The organism is Bradyrhizobium manausense (assembly GCF_018129685.1).
Taxonomy (GTDB): domain Bacteria; phylum Pseudomonadota; class Alphaproteobacteria; order Rhizobiales; family Xanthobacteraceae; genus Bradyrhizobium; species Bradyrhizobium manausense_D.
Genome location: NZ_JAFCLG010000001.1, coordinates 1,206,843 through 1,226,858, shown reverse-complemented (window position 1 = coordinate 1,226,858; position 20,016 = coordinate 1,206,843). Strand labels below are relative to the sequence as shown.

At 63.7% G+C, this 20,016-nt stretch carries 20 protein-coding genes; 9 read left to right on the top strand and 11 right to left on the bottom strand.

The genetic code is table 11. The annotated features are described in order from the left end of the window. Positions 1 to 2: 2 nt before the first annotated feature. Positions 3 to 875, bottom strand: a complete 873-nt coding sequence (locus tag JQ621_RS06085; protein WP_212233471.1) for an NAD(P)-dependent oxidoreductase — start codon at positions 873 to 875, stop codon at positions 3 to 5. A gap of 193 nt (positions 876 to 1,068) precedes the next feature. Here JQ621_RS06085 and JQ621_RS06080 point away from each other — a divergent pair, with 193 nt between their 5' ends. The 3 genes from JQ621_RS06080 (at position 1,069) to JQ621_RS06070 (ending at position 3,989) form a co-directional block, all read left to right on the top strand. After that, complete coding sequence (locus tag JQ621_RS06080; RefSeq protein ID WP_212233470.1) at positions 1,069 to 1,506, top strand: VOC family protein; 438 nt, start codon at positions 1,069 to 1,071, stop codon at positions 1,504 to 1,506. Positions 1,507 to 1,561: 55 nt separating this feature from the next. Beyond that, complete coding sequence (locus JQ621_RS06075) at positions 1,562 to 2,704, top strand: Mrp/NBP35 family ATP-binding protein (RefSeq protein ID WP_212233469.1); 1,143 nt, start codon at positions 1,562 to 1,564, stop codon at positions 2,702 to 2,704. 193 nt (positions 2,705 to 2,897) lie between these two features. Then, positions 2,898 to 3,989, top strand: a complete 1,092-nt coding sequence (locus JQ621_RS06070; RefSeq protein WP_212233468.1) for a TRAP transporter substrate-binding protein — start codon at positions 2,898 to 2,900, stop codon at positions 3,987 to 3,989. Between the two features lie 513 nt (positions 3,990 to 4,502). Here JQ621_RS06070 and JQ621_RS06065 read toward each other — a convergent pair. Both JQ621_RS06065 and JQ621_RS06060 read right to left on the bottom strand, forming a co-directional pair. After that, positions 4,503 to 4,928 carry a GFA family protein gene (locus JQ621_RS06065; protein WP_212233467.1) on the bottom strand — a complete coding sequence of 142 codons (426 nt, stop codon included), beginning with the start codon at positions 4,926 to 4,928 and terminating at the stop codon, positions 4,503 to 4,505. An 84-nt stretch (positions 4,929 to 5,012) separates the two neighbouring features. Next, on the bottom strand, positions 5,013 to 5,519 hold the full coding sequence (locus JQ621_RS06060; RefSeq protein ID WP_212233466.1) for an SRPBCC family protein: 507 nt from the start codon (positions 5,517 to 5,519) through the stop codon (positions 5,013 to 5,015). 215 nt (positions 5,520 to 5,734) lie between these two features. On the opposite strand from JQ621_RS06060, the gene JQ621_RS06055 reads away from it, so the two are divergent. Continuing rightward, complete coding sequence (locus tag JQ621_RS06055; RefSeq protein WP_212233465.1) at positions 5,735 to 6,433, top strand: winged helix-turn-helix transcriptional regulator; 699 nt, start codon at positions 5,735 to 5,737, stop codon at positions 6,431 to 6,433. A 296-nt stretch (positions 6,434 to 6,729) separates the two neighbouring features. Beyond that, complete coding sequence (locus JQ621_RS06050) at positions 6,730 to 7,818, top strand: TRAP transporter substrate-binding protein (RefSeq protein ID WP_212233464.1); 1,089 nt, start codon at positions 6,730 to 6,732, stop codon at positions 7,816 to 7,818. A gap of 235 nt (positions 7,819 to 8,053) precedes the next feature. Here JQ621_RS06050 and JQ621_RS06045 read toward each other — a convergent pair whose 3' ends face one another. After that, complete coding sequence (locus JQ621_RS06045; protein ID WP_212233463.1) at positions 8,054 to 8,221, bottom strand: hypothetical protein; 168 nt, start codon at positions 8,219 to 8,221, stop codon at positions 8,054 to 8,056. 241 nt (positions 8,222 to 8,462) lie between these two features. Here JQ621_RS06045 and JQ621_RS06040 point away from each other — a divergent pair, with 241 nt between their 5' ends. Further along, on the top strand, positions 8,463 to 8,675 hold the full coding sequence (locus tag JQ621_RS06040) for a hypothetical protein (protein ID WP_212233462.1): 213 nt from the start codon (positions 8,463 to 8,465) through the stop codon (positions 8,673 to 8,675). A 253-nt stretch (positions 8,676 to 8,928) separates the two neighbouring features. Further along, the gene (locus JQ621_RS06035) at positions 8,929 to 9,687 is read left to right on the top strand and encodes a sulfite exporter TauE/SafE family protein (protein WP_212233461.1); all 759 of its coding nucleotides are present in this window, start codon (positions 8,929 to 8,931) and stop codon (positions 9,685 to 9,687) included. A gap of 138 nt (positions 9,688 to 9,825) precedes the next feature. On the opposite strand, the gene JQ621_RS06030 is transcribed toward JQ621_RS06035, so the two are convergent. Further along, complete coding sequence (locus JQ621_RS06030) at positions 9,826 to 11,199, bottom strand: epoxide hydrolase family protein (protein WP_212233460.1); 1,374 nt, start codon at positions 11,197 to 11,199, stop codon at positions 9,826 to 9,828. Between the two features lie 352 nt (positions 11,200 to 11,551). Between JQ621_RS06030 and JQ621_RS06025 the strand changes: the two genes are divergently transcribed. Next, positions 11,552 to 12,226 carry a response regulator transcription factor gene (locus JQ621_RS06025; protein ID WP_212233459.1) on the top strand — a complete coding sequence of 225 codons (675 nt, stop codon included), beginning with the start codon at positions 11,552 to 11,554 and terminating at the stop codon, positions 12,224 to 12,226. A gap of 1 nt (position 12,227) precedes the next feature. Then, on the top strand, positions 12,228 to 13,610 hold the full coding sequence (locus JQ621_RS06020; protein ID WP_312015387.1) for a sensor histidine kinase: 1,383 nt from the start codon (positions 12,228 to 12,230) through the stop codon (positions 13,608 to 13,610). Between the two features lie 15 nt (positions 13,611 to 13,625). On the opposite strand, the gene JQ621_RS06015 is transcribed toward JQ621_RS06020, so the two are convergent. From JQ621_RS06015 to JQ621_RS05990, 6 genes are all read right to left on the bottom strand, one after another. Further along, positions 13,626 to 14,915 carry a M20/M25/M40 family metallo-hydrolase gene (locus JQ621_RS06015; RefSeq protein WP_212233458.1) on the bottom strand — a complete coding sequence of 430 codons (1,290 nt, stop codon included), beginning with the start codon at positions 14,913 to 14,915 and terminating at the stop codon, positions 13,626 to 13,628. 109 nt (positions 14,916 to 15,024) lie between these two features. Then, positions 15,025 to 16,626, bottom strand: a complete 1,602-nt coding sequence (locus JQ621_RS06010; RefSeq protein ID WP_212233457.1) for a TRAP transporter large permease — start codon at positions 16,624 to 16,626, stop codon at positions 15,025 to 15,027. Continuing rightward, positions 16,623 to 17,162: a TRAP transporter small permease subunit gene (locus JQ621_RS06005; protein ID WP_212233456.1), complete on the bottom strand. Its 540-nt coding sequence runs from the start codon at positions 17,160 to 17,162 to the stop codon at positions 16,623 to 16,625. The genes JQ621_RS06010 and JQ621_RS06005 overlap by 4 nt, the downstream gene beginning before the upstream one ends. A gap of 294 nt (positions 17,163 to 17,456) precedes the next feature. Beyond that, a complete protein-coding gene (moaA, locus tag JQ621_RS06000) occupies positions 17,457 to 18,491 on the bottom strand; it encodes a GTP 3',8-cyclase MoaA (RefSeq protein WP_212233455.1) in 1,035 nt (344 codons plus the stop codon). A gap of 116 nt (positions 18,492 to 18,607) precedes the next feature. Further along, positions 18,608 to 19,093, bottom strand: coding sequence for a hypothetical protein (locus tag JQ621_RS05995; protein ID WP_212233815.1), 486 nt, complete (start codon positions 19,091 to 19,093; stop codon positions 18,608 to 18,610). 138 nt (positions 19,094 to 19,231) lie between these two features. Then, positions 19,232 to 19,927, bottom strand: coding sequence for an HAD-IA family hydrolase (locus JQ621_RS05990; RefSeq protein ID WP_212233454.1), 696 nt, complete (start codon positions 19,925 to 19,927; stop codon positions 19,232 to 19,234). Positions 19,928 to 20,016 lie beyond the last annotated feature (89 nt).

Sequence of the window (20,016 nt, the reverse complement as noted above, 5' to 3'; positions counted from 1 at the left end):
GGTCAGCGCTGCAGGCGGGCGAGCAGGCTCGACGTATCCCAGCGCTTGCCGCCCATCTTCTCGACCTCGGCGTAGAATTGGTCGACCAGGGCAGTGACCGGCAGGTTGGCGCCGTTGCGGCGGGCCTCAGCCAGCGCGATCGAGAGATCCTTGCGCATCCATTCGACCGCGAAGCCGAAATCGTACTTGCCTTCGTTCATGGTCTTGTAGCGGTTCTCCATCTGCCAGGACTGCGCCGCGCCCTTGGAGATGGTCTCGATCACGGCGGCGACGTCGAGCCCGCTCTTCTTGGCGAAGTGGATCCCTTCGGAGAGGCCCTGCACGAGGCCGGCGATGCAGATTTGGTTGACCATCTTGGTCAGCTGGCCGCTTCCGGCAGGCCCGAGCAGCTTGCACATCCGCGCATAGGAGCCCGTGATAACAGGCTCGGCGCCGGCATAGACATCCTGCGCGCCGCCGCACATCACTGTCAGCACGCCGTTCTCGGCGCCGGCCTGGCCGCCGGAAACCGGTGCGTCGATGAACCTGAAGCCGGCCTTGGTCGCGGCAGCGTCGAGCTCGCGGGCGGCTTCAGCGGAGGCTGTGGTGTGGTCGACGAAGGTCGCGCCCTTCTTCATGCCCGCGAAGGCGCCGTCGGCGCCGATCGTGACCGCGCGCAGATCGTTGTCGTTGCCGACGCAGCACATCACGAAGTCCTGGCCTTCGGCCGCAGCCTTCGGGGTCGCTGCGGTCTTGCCGCCGAACTTGTCCGCCCACTCCTTCGCCTTGGCCGCGGTGCGGTTGTAGACGGTGACCTCATGGCCCCCTTTTTTCACGAGGTGTCCGGCCATGGGGAAGCCCATCACGCCGAGACCGAGGAAAGCGACTTTAGCCATGTGTGTGTCCGTAGCTTGAGTTTTACGGTTGCAGCCGGGCGAGGCGCGCCAGCCGGGAGTCCTTGAGGTTCCGCCTGGGGGCGGGCCGGGCGCACCATAAACCCTTGAGGGCGGAGGGCAACGGCTTCGTTTGGCGGCCTCCTGTGCTAGGATGGCGGGACTCCAGGGACTTCAAAACAAGGGAGCGAAGGCAATGGGCGGCGTGAGCGTTGGCGTCCTCGATCATTTCAACATCCGGACCCGAAAACTGGCCGAGACGGTCCGCTTCTACGAGGACGTGCTGGGCCTCGAAAAAGGCGCCCGGCCGAATTTCGCCTTTCCGGGCGCCTGGATGTACAGCGAAGGCAAGGCGGTGGTGCACCTCGTCGATATTTCCCCGACCCCGGAGCCGCAAAAGCCGGATTCCGGCGTGGTCCACCACGTCGCCTTCGTCAGCCGCGGCTTCGATGGCATGAAGCAGCGCCTCGCCTCCAAGGGCATGACATTCGACTCCCGCCAGGTGCCGGGCGGCGACCTCTGGCAGATCTTCGTCCACGACCCCAACGGGGTCATGATCGAGCTCAACTATGAGGCCGCCCACGAGCAGGGGGCTGCTCCAACCGAGATGGCTGACGATATCGGCAGGCAGTAGCCTTTTGGCCGTTTCCGCTCTAATGGGGCATCCTGAACTTTAGGAGAGATGCGCTTTGAGCGTGACGCAGCAACAGGTCCTCGACAGCCTCGCCAAGATCAAGTCGCCCCGCGGGGTCGCGCTCACCAATGCCAATGTGCTGAGCGCGATCAGCGCGTCCGACGGCAAGGTGTTCTTCTCGATCAATGTCGATGCGGCCGAGGCGCGTGCCTGGGAATCCGTCCGTGCCGAGGCCGAGGCCGCCGTGCGCGGCATTCCCGGCGTCAGCACCGTAATGGTCGCGTTGACCGCCGAGCGAAAGGCCGGCGCAACACCTCCGCCGCCCCCGCAGCCGAGCCGTGGTACGCCGGGCGTGCAGCCGGTCCACGCCCACAAGCCGGCGCCGCAGGGCGGCGCCCAATCGCCGATGGCGCGGCAGTCCGAGATCCCGGGCGTCGCCGCCGTGATCGCGGTCGCCTCCGGCAAAGGGGGCGTCGGCAAATCGACCACCGCGCTCAATCTGGCGCTGGGCCTGCGCGACCTCGGCCTCAAGGTCGGGCTGCTCGATGCCGACATCTACGGCCCTTCGGTGCCGCGGTTGACCGGGCTGCACGCGAAGCCGGAGCTGGACGGCGAGCGCAAGATGATTCCGCTCCGGCGCTTCGGCCTTGCCATCATGTCGATCGGCTTCCTGGTCGAGGAAGAGACCGCGATGATCTGGCGCGGCCCGATGGTGATGTCGGCGGTGACGCAGATGCTGCGCGACGTCGCATGGGGCACGCTCGACGTGCTCGTCGTCGACATGCCGCCGGGCACCGGCGACGCGCAGTTGACGCTGGCGCAGAACGTGCCGCTGAAGGGCGCCGTGATCGTCTCGACCCCGCAGGATCTGTCCCTGATCGACGCGCGCCGGGGCCTTGCGATGTTCAAGAAGGTCAACGTGCCGGTGCTCGGCATCGTCGAGAACATGAGCTACTTCCAGTGCCCGCATTGCGGCACGAAATCCGACATCTTCGGCCATGGCGGCGCGCGCCACGAGGCCGAGAAGCTCCAGGTACCGTTCCTGGGCGAGATCCCGCTGCACATGGCGATTCGCGCGACCTCGGACGCCGGCAATCCCGTCGTGGACAGCGAGCCTGACGGACCCCATGCGGCGATCTACCGCGCCATTGCGGGACAGGTCCGGGATCAGCTCAAGGGCGTCATCGCAGTCACTTAAGCCCGACGTCAGGGGACATGCGACTTTCGTCGCCCCCCGTCATGCCAATGGCGCGTTCCGCGAAAGGTGCTTCCGTGTTAAACGCCACGGCAGCTAAGCCCCTTCGGTTCGACGCGGCGAAGACCGTGTCGCCAGAATGAGCGGCAGCAAAGAGGAAGTTCGGGGACACGCCCCAGCAAGGAGAGACTTGAAGATGAAGCGTCGTGATTTTCTGAAAGTGTCGGCCGCAGGCGCGGCGGCGACCGCCGCGGTAGCCTCGCCGGCGATTGCGCAGTCCTCGCCCGAGATCAAGTGGCGCATGACGTCGAGCTTCCCGAAGTCGCTCGACACCATCTATGGCGGCGGCGAGCAGGTGGCGAAGTACGTCGCCGAGATGACCGACAACAAGTTCCAGATCCAGGTGTTCGCGGCCGGCGAAATCGTCCCCGCTCTCCAGGCGCTCGATGCGACGTCGAACGGCACCGTCGAGATGTGCCACACCGTGTCGTACTACTATGTCGGCAAGGACCCGACCTGGGCGATCTATGCCTCGGTGCCGTTCGGCCTCAACGCGCGCCAGCAGAACTCCTGGTGGTATCAGGGCGGCGGCGAGCAGCTCGGCAACGAGTTCTTCAAGAAGTCGAACGTGATCGGCTTTCCCTGCGGCAACACCGGCACCCAGATGGGCGGCTGGTTCCGCAAGGAGATCAAGACCGTCGCTGATCTCTCCGGCCTGAAATTCCGCATCGGCGGCATCGCCGGCCAGGTCCTGCAGAAGGTCGGCGTGGTGCCGCAGCAGCTCGGCGGCGGCGACATCTACCCGGCGCTGGAAAAGGGCACCATCGACGCGGCCGAATGGGTCGGTCCGTACGATGACGAGAAGCTCGGCTTCGCCAAGGTCGCCAAGTACTACTACTATCCGGGCTTCTGGGAAGGCGGCCCGATGGTGCATTCCTTCGTCCACCTGGACAAATGGAATTCGCTGCCGAAGAACTACCAGGCGATCCTCACCAACGCGATGGCCAACGCCAATACCTGGATGGCCGCGCGTTACGACATGCAGAACCCGTCGGCGCTGAAGCGCCTGGTTGCCGGCGGCACCCAGCTGCGTCCGTTCACCAACGAAATCCTGGAAGCCTGCCTCAAGGCGACCAACGAGCTCTGGGCCGAGATCTCGGCCAAGAACGCCGACTTCAAGAAGTCGATCGACGCCATGCAGGCCTACCGCTCCGACCAGTATCTGTGGTGGCAGGTCGCCGAATACACCTTCGACAGCTTCATGATCAAATCGCGCACCCGCGGCTGATCCTCGCGCAAGTCGCAGGACGACAGAGCCCGGCCTCGTTCGCGAGGCCGGGCTTTTTCTTTGTCGCGATGGAGCGCGCGTTCAGAACCGGGAAAACAACCCCATGCACAGTAGACGCGGGGTGAGGGCAGGTCGCTCGGTGGATGTCGCTAATCGTCTGACACGTTGTGGCAAAATCGGAGGGATCGAGCAATCCATCATTGCGAGCGCAGCGAAGCAATGCAGAGGCCCTCCGCGGAAAGATTCTGGGTTGCTTCGCTGCGCTCGCACTGACGGGCGGATGAAGTTGCGCTTGACCCGTCGGGCAAAACAGTGGCATAAAGCGATAATCGAATAATCCGAAATGTCTGCCTCGCGAGTTCGCTCGAGAACCGTGAAGCTCATCCCGGCGGAGTCTGGAGCGAGCTGTGCCGAGCATGTCTTCGCGCTCTTTCTTCCCTCGCTGATCAGCGCAGGTCGTTCAGTAGCCCGGCGAGGGACACAACCAGCAAGATCAATGTCCAGGCCACCGGGTTATTCAGGAACGGCCACACCCGACCCTCCGAGTTCTGCGGGAAAATCCTTCAGCTTCGGCAGGCCGTCCTTCATCGGCAGCACTGTCTCCGCGTAATTGACATGCACGCCGGGAGCAAAATCGAGGCTGGCGAGCGTGGCGGCATAGACGTCGATCAGTCCGAGCGGAGGGTGCTCGGTCATGAGGTGGCCGCCGCAGGAGGTGCAGTATTGCCGATGGCTGAGATCGGTCTTGGCAAAGCTGCCGATCCGGTCCGCACCCTTCGTCACGCGCACGTTCTGCGGTTTCCAGAGCGTGAACGCGTTCACCGGCGCGGCCGACCAGGAGCGGCATGACCTGCAGTGGCAATAGCCCATGGCCTCCGGTTCGCCCGTCGCCTCGATTTCGACTGCGCCGCAAAAACAAGCGCCTTTGTAGGTGGTCATGATGTTGATCTCCGATGGAATTAGTGGGCAGGCGCATGCCGGACTTGATGCGGCCCGGCATGGCCGAGAGAAAAGCTTCGGCGCCTATTTCGAGAATCGCGTTCGGATCTCCGCAAGGCCGGCCTCGTAGACGCCGTTCAGGGCTTCGTCAGCGGCTTTCTCCTTTCCGTTTTCGGGCCGGTAGGATCCGCTCCAGGTGATCACCGACCATCCGTCGCTCTTCGCCATTACCTTGATTGTCGCCGTGTAGTCCGAGACCGGCAGCGGGCTCGCCAGGAACTTGTAGGAGTAGCTGTGCTCGGCATCGTTCCGCGCAGTCTCGGATTCCACGAAGGCGGCCTTGCCATCCTTGGTCACAAGGATGCGCGTCGGCGGAGCTTTCCCGTCCTCGATGCATTGGCCGACAGGCGGCAGCCAGTTCTTGATGGCGCAGAACGGTCCGATCAAGGACCACACGTCCGCCACCTGCGCCTTCACCTCCAGGCTGCGCGAAATCGTTGCGGCGAACGCTGGTGTCGTATCGAGCAGGACCAGGCCAAGCACCGCGGTGCACGCCGCCATTTGCCTCGGATAGAACGGAATCGTCGTCATTTTGGTTGCCTCGTCGTTTACGGTTGTTGGGACATCTCGCGCGGTCGCCGTCGGCAGGCGCGGTCGAGAGCGGTTCGTGTCCGCATGTCGGCGAGGTAGCCCGATGGTCCGTGGCATCGCCAGTTCAGGAACTGAATCTGCCCGGTACAGAAAATGAACTAGCTGAGGGCGCGGCTTCGGCGGTACGCTGCCAAGATTGACCGATGGAGCGAGGCATGGCCGCTGGCAGCTACAAGCAATTCTGTCCGGTCGCGATGGCCGCGGAGATCCTTTGCACGCGCTGGACGGTGGTTCTACTGCGCGAACTCATTGCCGGGTCGACGCGCTTCAACGATCTCAGGCGCGGCGTGCCGCGCATGTCGCCGGCGTTGCTGTCGCAGCGGCTCAAGGAGCTCGAAGCCGCCGGGATCGTCGCGCGCGAAGCATCGGCCACGGAGCCCGGCGTGTTCGAGTATCGATTGAGTCCGTCCGGTCAGGAGTTGGCTCCGATCGTCGAAGGTTTCGGGAAATGGGGCCAGCGCCGGATCTCGGCGACGTTGTCGCTGGAGCATCTCGATGTGCAGCTCCTGATGTGGGACATGCGCCGAAACCTCAACCCCACGCCGATGCCGCGGCGCCGGAGCATTATCCAGTTCGTCTATCCGGAGCTGACCTCGACGCAGAGACATTGGTGGCTGATCGTCGATCCGGTAGACGGCGTCGACCTTTGCTCGGTTGATCCCGGGTTCGACGTCGACCTCTACGTGTCGGTCGACCTGCGTACCATGACCGCGATCTGGATGGGGCTCGACACGGTACGGGCTGCCGACGGCAGCGGTCGGATGCTGCTGACCGGCGACCGGCAGATCGCGGCTTCGATGCAGATATGGCTCGGGCTCAGTCCGTTCGCCAAGGAGAAGAAGCTTGCCAGCTGAGGCCCTTGTTGACGCGGCTTGCGCGGTCGCTCGGCGGTGACTGCACCGAGTTCACCGGTGCCGCGTGTTCTTGACATTTACGGTCCCATGACCCGCGTGTTTCCGCCGCCGATGAAGAATTGCGATCTACGACTTAAGTCTGATGTCGTCATCTCTTCAGCCCGGCCTCGCGCGCGCGGCCCGTCTTTTTTCATGCCGCAGTGCGATCGCGATGGAATTCGGTCCAGCGCTGCGCCATGCTGCCCTCAAGCCTCGGCAAGAAGGCTCGCAATCATCATCCATCAGGGCAGGAAACCATGAAGAGAAGAGACTTCATCAAGGTCACAGGACTTGGTGCGGCCGGTGCCGCGACGCTTGCGGCTCCCGCGATTGCGCAGTCGATGCCTGAGATCAAATGGCGCATGCCGACGAGCTGGCCGAAATCGCTCGATACGCTCTATGGCGGCGCCGAGATGATGAGCAAGATGGTTGCGGAAGCGACCGACAACAAATTCCAGATTCAGACCTTTGCCGCCGGCGAGATCGTGCCGGGCCTCCAGGTGCTGGACGCCGTGCAGAACGCCACCTGCGAGATCGGCCACACCGCGTCGTACTATTATTTCGGCAAGGACCCGACCTTCACCTTCGGCTCGTCGGTGCCGTTCGGCCCGAACATGCGCGTCAACCAGGCCTGGTACATGCTCGGCGGCGGGCGTGAGATCCTCAACGACTTCTACAAGAGCTATAACGTCATCTCGCTGCTTGCGGGCAATACCGGGTGCCAGATGGGCGGCTGGTTCCGGAAAGAGGTCAACACGCCTGACGATCTCAGGGGCATGAAATTCCGCATCGGCGGCTTTGCCGGCCGCGTGTTGCAGAAGCTCGGCACGGTGCCGCAACAACTCGCCGGCGGCGACATTTATCCGGCGCTGGAGAAGGGCACGATCGACGCCGCCGAATGGGTCGGTCCCTACGACGACGAGAAGCTCGGCTTCTACAAGATTGCGCCGCACTATTACTATCCCGGCTGGTGGGAGGGCGGGCCGATGCTGCTCGTTTTCGTCAATCTCGACAAATGGAATGCGCTGCCGAAATATTATCAGAGCGTGCTCACGCAGGCCGGGCATTACGCCAACAACTACATGATGGCGCGCTATGACCAGGCCAATCCGCTGGCGCTCAAGAAACTGCTCGCCAACGGCACCAAGCTGCACGCCTTCCCGCCGCCGATCATGGACGCCTGCTACAAGGCGGCGAAGGAGCTGCACGACGAGGTCTCGGCGACCAATCCCAATTTCAAGAGGGTTTATGAATCCCTGACCAAATTCTCCAACGACAGCTACTCCTGGTTCCAGGTCGGCGAAGTCGGCTACGACATTTTCATGGCGCGTCACTCCCAGGGCTGAACGACGCTCTGCCTGACGCAAGCCCCGGAGCGCAAGCGCCGGGGCTTTCGCATGCCGTGCTCAGAAATGAAGTCGTCCAACTCTGGATGATCACCCGCGAAGTCGTGAACTTCCTTTGGCAGAGAGTCACGTACATTGCCCGACCCGCGCGCCGTCTTGCGCCTCGCCGGATGCGTTCACGCACCTGGTCATCGACTGCTTTGGTCAGCACCGAGCTGCGGTGCGCGACGAAATCCTAGTGAACCTTGCTCTCATCGAGGGGCAGGCGCAGCGCCGCAGCGCGCTCTTCGCGATCCTTCCTGCAGAATTCGATTTCGCTTCGCTCGAATTTAGCCAGCTCCTGCTGGGCTGCCTCCAGCAGGCGGTTGCGCCGCACGAGATCGCTGCGAACGGCTTCGGTCATGATCCAATCCCCGTCTCGGTCATCCCAAGGAGGGCCTCAGGATTGCGGATTTGTGACGTCACCGCAAGGCGCCGAGCCCGGCGGGGGCGGTTTCCAGCGCGTGCCTGATCTTCAATTTCGGCGGAAATAGAGTGTCGTTCACAATTCTTCCGCGAGTTCTGCGATCTGCTCGCGCAACCAGGCATGAGCGGGGTCGCGATCATAGGAGGCATACCTACACGTTCCGGCGCCGCGCGACGGCATGACCGACATTGATGTCGCCGTCGTGCGTGACGGCAAGAATCTCAAGGGCCGGATCCTCGGGCTCGTGCTTGGGACGATCGGCAGGCGCGTACTGGAAAGAGCATTCGCGAATTCCGCGCGGGGGATCGAGAGCCGGAGCGAGGTGTACGCGTTTCGACAAATTGGCCGTTTAGTCAAAGCGCCCGATCGAATTGCTCCGAGTTCAATGTAATTATTGTACTGAGATTTGCATCGGAGCATATTCCAGGCAATCAGCAAATTGACCCGGGTTCGCCTGGGAGCACGGAGTTACGACCATGCACCCCAGTTATTTCGAGCTGTTTCTCGCCTTCATCGGATTGACGTTCGGCGTTCCGTCGGCGCTGCCCCGCGTGTTCTTCCGAAACGAGGACACCTCGCGCCGGCGGGGGTCGTAGGGAAAAGCCGACGGGTGGTGCGAGCCACGTCGTGCTGGAGATGCCGATATGGAATTGACTGTGAGCACGATCCTCATCGCCTTCGCCGGCGTGTTTCTCATTTGCTTCATGAAGGGCGCATTCGGCGGAGGGTTCTCCATCGTCGGCATTCCGCTGCTGTCCTTTGTGATGGACCCGGTGACGGCAGGAGGCCTGCTCGCGCCGCTGTTCATCGCCATGGACCTGTTCGCGCTGCGCTACTGGAAGCCCTCGACCTGGTCGAAGCCCGACCTCGTGCTGCTGTTGCCCGGGCTCGTGACCGGCATCGGACTTGGCTATCTGCTGTTTCGCGTGCTCGACCATCGCGCCGTCGCGATCGTGATGGCGGTCGTGACCTTGATCTTCGTCGCCCTGTGGCTGTTCCGCGATCCCAAGGTGATCATTGCGCCGCGCTCGACGCCGAAGGCGGTCGCCGCCGGTCTCGCGTCCGGTGTCACGACCATGGTCGCGCATTCCGGCGGACCGCCGCTGGCGATGTATCTCCTGCCGCTCGGCCTCAGCAAGGAAGTCTATGCGGGAACGACCAGCCTGTTCTTCACCGTCGGCAATGCCACCAAGGCGGTGCCGTGGCTGCTGCTGACGCGGTCGTCCGGCAATGAATGGATCGTCATGGCGATCTGCCTGCTTGCGATTCCCACAGGTGTCTGGCTCGGCTGGCGCCTGCATGCGCGGCTCGACCAGCAGCAGGTGTTTCGCGCTTGTTACGGATTGCTGGTCGTGACCGCGCTGAAGCTGTTGTGGGACGGCGTGTCGGGTTATCTCGCGTGACAGGCGATGGCGGTGACAGGAGCGTGATGAAATCAAGTCCGGTCGGCAGTTCACCTCTCCCTACGGTAGAGGTAATCCGAGTCCGGGGCTCGCAGCGATTCAACCAATAGTCATCCCACTCTAGCTGGCGGCTATGCCTCAGCTCGAACCGCGCAGCGGCCGGAAGGCATCGCGAACTTCGCGGCTGAAGATTGCCGGCTGCTCCCATGCGGCGAAGTGACCGCCGGCCTCGGCCTGATGGAAGTAGATGAGCTTGTGATAGGCCCGCTCGGCCCAGCTCTTCGGCGCCACAAAGCTCTCGCCGGGAAACGCCGTCACAGCAGCCGGGATCGTGACATTAGCGGGCAGATAGAGATTGATCTTGTTCTCCCAGTACAGGCGAGCCGAGGAGATTGCCGAGTTGGTCAGCCAGTACAGCGAGATGTTGTCGAGCACGTCGTCGCGCGTGAGGGCGCCGGCGGAATGTCCGTTGACCGTATGCCCGGCGACGGCCGAGGCGATCGCCGAGGCCGGCTGGGCGTAGCCGTCGCCGTGATCGAGCAGCCAGGCGGCAAGACCGGCGGGAGAATCCGCAAGGCCTGACAGCGTCTGCGGCCGCGTGCCCATGATCTGCGCATAGGCGCGCCGCTTCGTGAACTGCAGCTTGAGCTGGGCGAAGACGTGCTTCTCTTCGTCGGTGAGGTCGGCCGGTGCAGGATCGCCCGAGGCCACCGCCTTGAGAATCCCGGGCGGCACCACGCCAGGCAAATTGACGTGAATGCCGATCAATTCCGGCGCGCCGAGCTTGGCCATTTCGTTCGTAACAGGCGAGCCCCAATCGCCGCCCTGTGCGACGAATTTGGTGTAGCCGAGGCGTTTCATCAGCACGACCCAGGCCCGCGCGATGCGCTGCGGATCCCAGCCCGTGGTGGTCGGCTTGCCCGAAAATCCGTAGCCGGGCATCGACGGGATGACGATATGGAAAGCGTCATCGGCGTTGCCAGCATTCGCGGTCGGATTGGTCAGGGGATCGACGATCTTGAGTTGCTCGATGACGGAGCCGGGCCAGCCATGCGTCACGATCATCGGCAGGGCATTCGGATGCTTCGAGCGGACGTGCAGGAAGTGGATATCGAGGCCGTCGATCTCCGTCAAAAACTGCGGCAGCGCGTTGAGCCGTGCCTCGACCTTGCGCCAGTCGTAATCGGTCTGCCAGTAGCGGACGAGCGCCTGTTGCGTCGCCTGCGGCACGCCTTGCGAGTCATCGTCGACGGTCTCCTTGTCCGGCCAGCGCGTCATGGCGAGCCGGTGACGCAGATCAGTGAGCGCCTTGTCGGGAATGTTGATCTTGAAGGGGCGGATCGCATCGCCGGTTGCGGCCGGCGCCGAGCTGGTCGGAAGCAGGGTCGCAACACCGGCGGCCACGATGCCCGTGGCGGCAGTGGTTACGAGCTTGCGCCTGTCATGATCGACGGTGTCGTGGGCCGACGATGCAGCTGCGCGGGCAGCATGCAGCCTGATATGCGATGTCATGGAACGTCTCCTGCGCTGCGCGTGAACCTGCCTCGCGATCTCGTCCCCGATCATCCCCCGGATGCGTGGGATGCGCCTGTTATGATTTGTGAGCCACCGTTAGCCGTTGTTGTATCGGCTTCAGTCAGGCGGCGAAGAAAGACGATATGGCTTGCCAAACACTCAGCTCGGCCGCTAGCGGCGGTTCCGCCGGTGCCGAAGCCTTACACGAAACTGACGGAGAGGCTTGCCGGAGGACAAAAAGGCGAACGAGAAACTGCCTTTTCGCTGGCCGAAACTGTGTGGATGGTGGAAGAGAGCAAAGACGCGGCGCGAGCCGTCTGGTGGACCGGAGTATCCCGGTAGGAATGGAATGCGTCTTCTGATCGTCGAGGACAATGCTGAGCTGTCGCGGCTCGTTGCCAATGGGCTGGCGGCGGCCGGCTATGAGAGCGATACCGTTGCCAGCACCGAGGAGGCGCGCGAGGCGCTGCACAATGTCAGCTATGCCGCGATGATCCTGGACCTCGGCCTGCCCGACGGCGACGGCCTGTCGGTGCTGCGCGAGCTGCGCCGGCAGATGGAGCCTCTGCCGGTGCTGGTGTTGACCGCGCGCGGCGGCCTGCAGGACCGCGTCAACGGCCTGCGCAGCGGCGCCGACGACTATCTCGTCAAGCCGTTCGCGATGGAGGAGCTGGTGGCGCGGCTGGAGGCGATCCTGCGCCGTCCCGGCCAGTTGCTCGGTCGTTCCCTGCGGCTTGCAAATCTCGTCTACGACACCGAGAGCCGCCAGATTTTCGTCGACGACAAGCCGCGGATCATCTCGTCGCGCGAGACCTCGGTGCTGGAGATCCTGCTGCGCCGGCAGGGCCGGGTGGTGCCGAAGAAGAACGTCGAAGATCACATCTTCGGTCTCGAGGGCGAGGTCGCCTCCAATGCGGTCGAGGTCTATGTCTCCCGGCTGCGCAAGCAACTCGCCGAACATGGTGCCAGGGTGGTGATCCACACCATCCGTGGCGTCGGCTACATGATGGCCGAGGAGAAATAGCGTGGCCTGGCGCGGATTCCAGCTCGGGTCCCTGTCTGGACCCTGGGTCCGGGCCCCGTCCTTCAAATCGCTGATCTCGCGCATCGTGTTCCTGCACATCATCGCAGTCGCGGTGGTGACGATCTTCCTGCCGCTGATTCTGTTCTGGCTGTTGAACTCCGAGATCGACCAGCTGCATCGGGCGGCGATGCGCGCCCAGGCCGAGACGCTGGCCGAGCGTATCGCTGTCCAGGGCGACGGCAAGGTGACGTTCAATCTGCCGGAGAGTCTGCGCGGTCTCTATTCGGAGGCCTATGGCCGCTATCAGTACGACATCCGCGATGACAACGGCCGCCTGCTGTTCTCGTCGCACAGAAAGACCGGCGATGCGAGGTCGGACACGATTTCGGGCGCCGATGTGGCGCAGACGATCGACGGCACCACCGTGCACATCAGGGTGGGGGAAGACCTGTCGCATCGCGACGTCATTACCGACGACATCGTCTCCAACTTCTTCCGCAGGGTCGGATGGATCACCATTCCCATTCTTCTGGCCCTGCTGGCCATCGACATCTTCATCTTCCGCCGCGCCATCGCACCGCTGTGGATGGCCTCGGAACAGGCCAGCAATATCGGCCCTGATCGGACCGACATACGCCTGCCGACGGAGCAGATTCCGCGCGAGATCGTGCCGCTCGTCACCGCGGTGAACCAAGCCCTGGATCGCCTCGAGGACGGCTTCCGCTTGCAGCGCCAGTTCACGGCGGACGCCGCCCATCAGCTGCGCACGCCGCTGGCGATCCTGCGCACGCGGATCGAGACACTTGACGACCGTGCGGTCAGGCAGCTCCTGCATGACGACATCGCGGGCATGAGCCGGATCGTCGCCCAGCTGCTGGAGATCGCCGAGCTCGACACGCTGGTGCTCGATCCCGGCGAGACCGCCGATCTGCGCGCCGTCTGCGCCGAGGTGGTCGGCGCGATCGCGCCGTTCGCGATTGCGCAGCACAAGGAGATCGCGCTCAAGGGGGCCGAGGCGCCCGTGCTGATCCACGGCAATTCCGATATGCTCCAGCGCGCGGTCTTCAACCTCGCCGAGAACGCCATCAAGTTCACCGCGAAGGAGACGTCCGTTGACGTCGAGGTCGGCGATGACGGCTCGGTGCGCGTGCGCGATTGCGGCCCCGGCGTTGCCGAAGAGGAGCGTGAGCTGATCTTCCAGCGCTTCTGGCGCAGGGATCGCCAGCGTAGCGACGGTGCGGGCCTCGGTCTTTCGATCGTGCGCGGCGTTGCCGACGATCACGCTGCAACGGTCGCGGTGGACAATCTCCCCGGCGGCGGCGCCGAGTTCACGCTGCGGTTCAGGCTGGCGGAGGAGCGAGGCTCCGCCCCTGGCCGAAGCTAACTGTCGCGGCGATCGCTATTTCACCTTGCCGGTCGACAGGTCCATGATCATGCGCATGGCCAGGTAGAGGCGGGGCACGATGGTGTCGAGCTTGACATATTCGGCGTCGTTGGAATGTGCGCCGAAGCCCGACAGGCCCATGCCTTCCACCACCGCGCCCTTGGTCTTGAGCGCGGCAAAGGCGGCATCGGTGCCGCCGCCGGTCGCTTTCTCGGCAACGTTGATGGACATTCCGAGCTCCTGATAGATCGCCTTGCCGTGGGTCGCCACGCGGCGCGAGATTTCGTTTGCCTCGAGCGGCGGGCGCCGCACCTCGAATTTCAGCTCGACCCTGGAGTCGGGCAGCAGATGGTTCTTGATCTTCTCCTGCAGCGTCTTCTCCAGTTCGTCGAAGTCCGACACCTTGAGCGCGCGCGCATCGGCTTGCGCCGTGGCTTCGGCCGGGATCACGTTGCGATTGGTCCCGGCCTTGGCGACGGTCCAGTTCAGCTTCAGGCCCTGTTCCGGCCTGGACAGGTCCTTCATCTGCAGCACCTGGTGCGCGAGCTCGTAGAATGCATTGATGCCGCCCTCGGGCCTTGAGCCCGCATGCGACGACTTGCCCGTCACCGCGAGATAGGCCGAGCCGACGCCGCTGGTGGCAAGTCGCAGCGTGCCGCTGGTGCCGCCGCCTTCGAACGAGAACACCGCATCCTGATCGGAGGCGAATTTGGTGATGGTGCTGCGCCAGCCGGGCGAGGAGATTTCCTCATCGCTATTGGTGAGCACGGTGAGCGTACCGTATTCACTGAAGTTCAGCTTCTGCAGCATCGCAACGGTATGGAGAATGAGCGCGACGCCCTGCTTGTCGTCGGCAATGCCGAGGCCGTAGGCCTTGTCGCCGTCGATGCGGAACGGCTGGTCCTTCAGCATGCCCTTCAGGTACACCGTGTCCATGTGGGCGATCAGCATGATCCTTGCGGTGCCGGTGCCCTTGAAGGTGGCGTGCACGGCCGGGCCGATCTTCTCGGGCGTGTCGTCGAGACGATAGATGTCGGTGGGCTGCAGAATCTCCACCTCGCCGCCGAGCTGCTTGAGCTGGTCGGCCACGCGGCCTGCGATCACGTTCAGGCCCTCGACATCCCCGCTGCCGGTCTCGATGTTGACGAGATCGCGCAGCGTGTCGAGCAGCGGCTGCTGCTCCTTCTGCGCCAACGCCTGGATTTCGGCGACCGGTTCGGCATGCGCGATTGTCGCGGCGCAGGCCAGCCACAGCGAGGCGATCAACGAGCCGGCGAGCGAAGAAGCAGGGTGCGATCGGAGCATGCGCAACGTTCCGTGAGTTTAGGGAACGTTTGGTATGCCCACGTTTGTTGCGCGTGTCACGTCCATCATGCTCCGCAAGGGCGGATCATGATGGAAACGGTGACGACCGCTACTTCGTCGGCGGGCCGAGATCCAGCGGCGGCAGATCGATCTGCGGCACGTCGATCCTGACCTTGTCGAGGTCGACATTGACAGGCTTGTCCAGCAGGCCCGTCACCGTGATCGGGAAGGCGATCACGATCAGCACCATGATCATCTGCAGGCCGATCCAGGGCATGGCGCCCCAGTAGATGTCCGAGCTCTTCACTTCCTTCGGCGCCACGCCGCGTAAGTAGAACAGCGCGAAACCGAACGGCGGATGCAGGAACGAGGTCTGCATGTTGACGCAGAGCATGACGCCGAACCAGATCAGCGCCGGTCCGTCGCCGACGACGGGGCCCAGGATCTTCTGCGCGATCGGCGCGATCATCGGCAGGATGATGAACGCGATCTCGAAGAAGTCGAGGAAGAACGCCAGGAAGAAAATGAAGAGGTTGATGAAGATCAGGAAGCCCCAGACGCCGCCGGGCAGCGAGGTCAGCATGTGCTCGAGCCAGACGCCGCCGGAGACGCCGAGGAACACCACCGAGAAGCAGGTCGATCCGATCAGGATGAAGGTGACCATGCAGGTGATGCGCATGGTGGTCTCGTAGCCCTGCTTGATCAGGTCGCGCAGGTCGGGGATGCGCGCGGCCTGGATGCAGATCCAGGCGACCGCCAGGTAAGTCACCGCGAAGGCGATCTTGAAGATCAAATTCTCCGTGAACAGCATCGCGATGATGGTGCCGATGCCGGCGGCGATCACGCCTGTTATCAGCACCTTGCGGTCGGTCGAGGTGAAATCCTTGTGGTGGATCGCGGCGAGCACGATGGCGCCGACCGCGCCCATCGCGCCGGCTTCGGTCGGCGTCGCAAGGCCCATCATCATGGTGCCGAGCACGACGAAGATCAGCACGGCGGAGGGGATGATGCCCATCAGGCACTTCTTCCACAGCGCCCAGCCGGTCAGCGTGCGCGCGTCCTTCGGCACCGGCGGCACGTGATCGGGCTTGATCAGGCCGAGGATGAAGGTGTAGCCGGCGAACAGCATGATCTGGAACACCGAGGGGCCCCAGGCGCCGAGATACATGTCACCCACCGACTTGCCGAGCTGGTCGGCGAGCACGATCAGCACCAGCGAGGGCGGCACCAGCTGTGTGATCGTCCCGGAGGCCGCCAGCACGCCGGTAATGTAGCGCATGTTGTAGCCGTAGCGGATCATCACCGGCATCGAGATCAGCGCCATGGCGATGACCTGCGCCGCCACCGTGCCGGTGATGGCGCCGAGGATGAAGCCGACGATGATGACGGAATAGCCGAGGCCGCCGCGGATCGGACCGAACAGCTGGCCCATCGAATCCAGCATGTCCTCTGCGAGGCCGCATCTCTCCAATATCGCGCCCATGAAGGTGAAGAACGGGATCGCGAGCAGCAGCTCGTTGGAGAGCACGCTGCCGAACACCCGGCCCGGGATCGCCTGCAGGAAGTTGAGATCGAAGAATCCGAGATGGATGGCGAGGAAGCCGAAGGAGAGACCGACAGCCGCCAGCGTGAACGCGACGGGGAAGCCGAGCAGCATCACCAGAACCAGGCCGCCGAACATCAGCGGCGGCATCATCTCCAGCGTGATCATTGAGTCGGCCTCTCGTACTTGGCGTCGATCGTCACATAGCCCTGGAGAGCCGCGATACGCTTGATGACTTCGGAAACTCCCTGCAGTGCCAGCATCACGAAGCCGGCGGGGATCACGAACTTGATGGGCCAGCGGAGCAGGCCGCCGGCATTGCCCGACATCTCGCCGACATTATAGGCCTGCATGAAGAACGGCCACGACAGATAGGCGAGCAGGAGGCAGGAGGGGATCAGGAAGAACAGCGTGCCGATCAGGTCGAGCCAGAGCTGGCCGCGCTCGGACAGCATCAGATACATGATCTCGACGCGGACGTGCTCGTTGCGCTTGAAGGTGTAGGACGCGCCGAACATCACCAGGATCGCGAACATGTACCATTGCAGCTCCAGCCACCCGTTCGACGAGTAGCTGAACGCGTAGCGGATCATGGCGTTGGCCGCGCTCACCAGACAGGCGAAGAGCACGAGCAGGTTACAGACGTACCCAATCTTTTCATTGAGGGCGTCGATGGCGTTGCTCACCGCCAGCAGTGGACGCATCTTACTATCTCTCCGTCGCGGTCGTGACTTCACGGGAGGCATCAGCGCACATCGCCTGGCCGGCGTGCAAAAGCACGCGGCCGCACGGATCGTTTTCCGAAAAGCGATTGCGGCGTCAGTCCTCCCCTCGTGCCTTGCCGTCTTGACCGCGACCGCCAGAGGGGCGGGCCGGCTTATGCTGCCGGGCAAGCAAAGGCGGTCGCACCAAACCAGCGGGCTTGTGCGCCGTCAATCGGAAAATGGGCAAATTGACGACCGGTCAAAAGGTTAGGTTGGCCGGCGGGCGGCGAATCCTCAGCCGCCGGTGACGCTCATGTGCCTCGAGACGCTCGGGCGATCGTGGCGGCGGTCGATGATGAAATCGTGGCCCTTGGGCTTGAGCCCGATGGCGTGGTCGATCGCGGCGGCAAGCAGCGTGTCGTCGCTGGATGCGCGCAGGGGTTTGCGCAAATCGGAGGCATCCTCATGGCCGAGGCAGGTGTGTAGCGTGCCGGTGCAGGTGATGCGCACCCGGTTGCAGGATTCGCAGAAATTGTGGGTCATCGGCGTGATGAAGCCGAGTTTGCCGCCGGTCTCCGCGACGCTGACATAGCGTGCCGGTCCGCCGGTGCTCTCGGCAAGATCCGTCAGCGTGAATTGCTGGGCGAGGCGCGCGCGCACCAGCGACAGCGGCAGATACTGGTCGATACGGCCCGAGCCGATCTCGCCCATCGGCATCACCTCGATCAGGGTCAGGCCCATGCCCTTGCCGTGGGCCCAGCGCATCAGATCAGGCAGCTCGTCTTCGTTGAGATTCTTCAGCGCCACCGCGTTGATCTTCACGGCGAGGCCTGCGGCGCGCGCGGCTTCGATGCCTTCCAGCACCTTGTCGATCTCGCCCCAGCGCGTGATCTCGCGAAATTTCCTGGGATCGAGCGTGTCGAGCGAGACGTTGATGCGTCGGACGCCGCAATCGGCAAGCTCCTGCGCATGTTTTGCCAGCTGCGTGCCGTTGGTGGTCAGCGTGAGCTCGCCCAGGGCGCCGCTCGTCAGATGGCGCGACAGCGAGCGCACCAGCGACATGACGTTGCGACGGACCAGCGGCTCGCCACCGGTGAGGCGCAACTTCTTCACGCCCTTGGCGATGAAGGCCGAGCACAGCCGGTCGAGTTCTTCCAGCGTCAGCAGGTCGGCCTTGGGCAGGAAGGTCATGTCTTCCGACATGCAATAGAAGCAGCGCAGATCGCAGCGGTCGGTGACGGAAACGCGCAAGTAAGAGATGGCCCGGCCGAACGGATCGGTCATCGCGCTCGATGGCGCGTCGCTCGGGCTCGCGATAGGTCCGTTCATACCAAATGCCTTGTCACTTACGGCGGGCGCACCTTTGCTGCAGCGGTGCTGTCGAGGCAATCTAAGCATCGGACGCGGCTGAGACAATCGGGTGGTCACCCAGATTGACAGCTGGATCAGCGTTTGCCCGCATTTGGATCGGGGAACGTACCGGCTGCGGGCGGCGCAGCATCGGCTGGCGCCGCTGTGGCAGGTTTAGGTGTCTTCGGCCGGTGCGGCTTCTTCTTCACAGGCTTGGGCGGCACGGCGGGCTGCAACTCCGCAAACACCGGGTTCGGATCGGTGGTCACCGTCGCAGGCGTGGTGAAATCGCCGGGATTCTTGATGATGTTCACCGGCACGGTGGTCGGCTGGTGCTTGGGCAGCGCGAACGTGACCGTGAACGGAGCTTCGGGGGCGGGAACCGAGACCGAGCAGGGGGTCTTGCAGCCCGGTCCGAGCGACGTCGCGGCGTCAGCCCCCGGCGGATTGGATTCGAGCCGGACCTGGGCGGTCGGCGGCGTCGATTTGAACATGTCCCATGACAATGAGGAGCAGCCACCAAGGCTTGTTGCTCCCAGGAGGCTCGCTCCGGCTAAGGCAATCGCGATGACACGACGCATGACCATCCACACTTCTACTGCGACGAACCGCCACATAACCCCGTCACGACCTTAGGAGCGTCATTCCGGGCGAGCAACCGGCAGGCGGCGCATAGTTAATAGATGGTTAACGCAGGGTTCGGCGGGATAGCCGAGCTATTACAGAGCCTTGCCTGACGCATGGATGGTCATGAGGCTATGGGCGGCAGCCGGCAGGTCCCGCATGTGATGGATCAGCCGGTCCGGCTTCAGCTCGGCGATCGGTACGTCCGTATAGCCGAAGCTGACCCCGATCACCGGCACCCCGGCGCGGCGGGCGACCCCGACGTCGGTTCCGGCATCGCCGACCATGATGCTGGCTTTGACCTCGCCGCCCGCCCGCGCCACGGTCTGCCTGAAAATGGTCGGATCGGGCTTCTGAACGCCAAAAGTGTCCGCGCCGCAGATTGCGGCGAACCGGCGGCTGAGGTCGAGCTGGTCCAAAAGCCGCTTTGACAGCCATTCCAGCTTGTTGGTGCAGACCGCAAGCCGATGGCCCTGCGCTGCGAACAGGTCGAGCGCGTCCAGCAGCCCCTCAAAGGGACGAGATTCGACCGCGATATGGTCGGCGTAATAGGCGATGAAATCCGCCGTCATCCGGTCCATGTCAGCAGGCGTGACTGTCCGCCCCTCGGCCTCCAGGCCCCGTTCGATCAGCTTGCGGGCGCCAGCGCCGATCATGTTCCGGGCCGAGGCCATCGGCACCGGCGGCAGGCCTTCGCGATCGAGCACGTAATTGAGCGCGGTGATCAGGTCGGGCGCCGTATCCACAAGCGTGCCGTCGAGATCGAAGACGAGGGTGTAGGGGGATTTCATGCAAAAAGCGCTATCGGTCCGGCCGGGCCAGCGCAAGGGGCGGGGCCATAAGATCGCCTGATAGGAGTGTTCCCGGACCTATTCGCGGG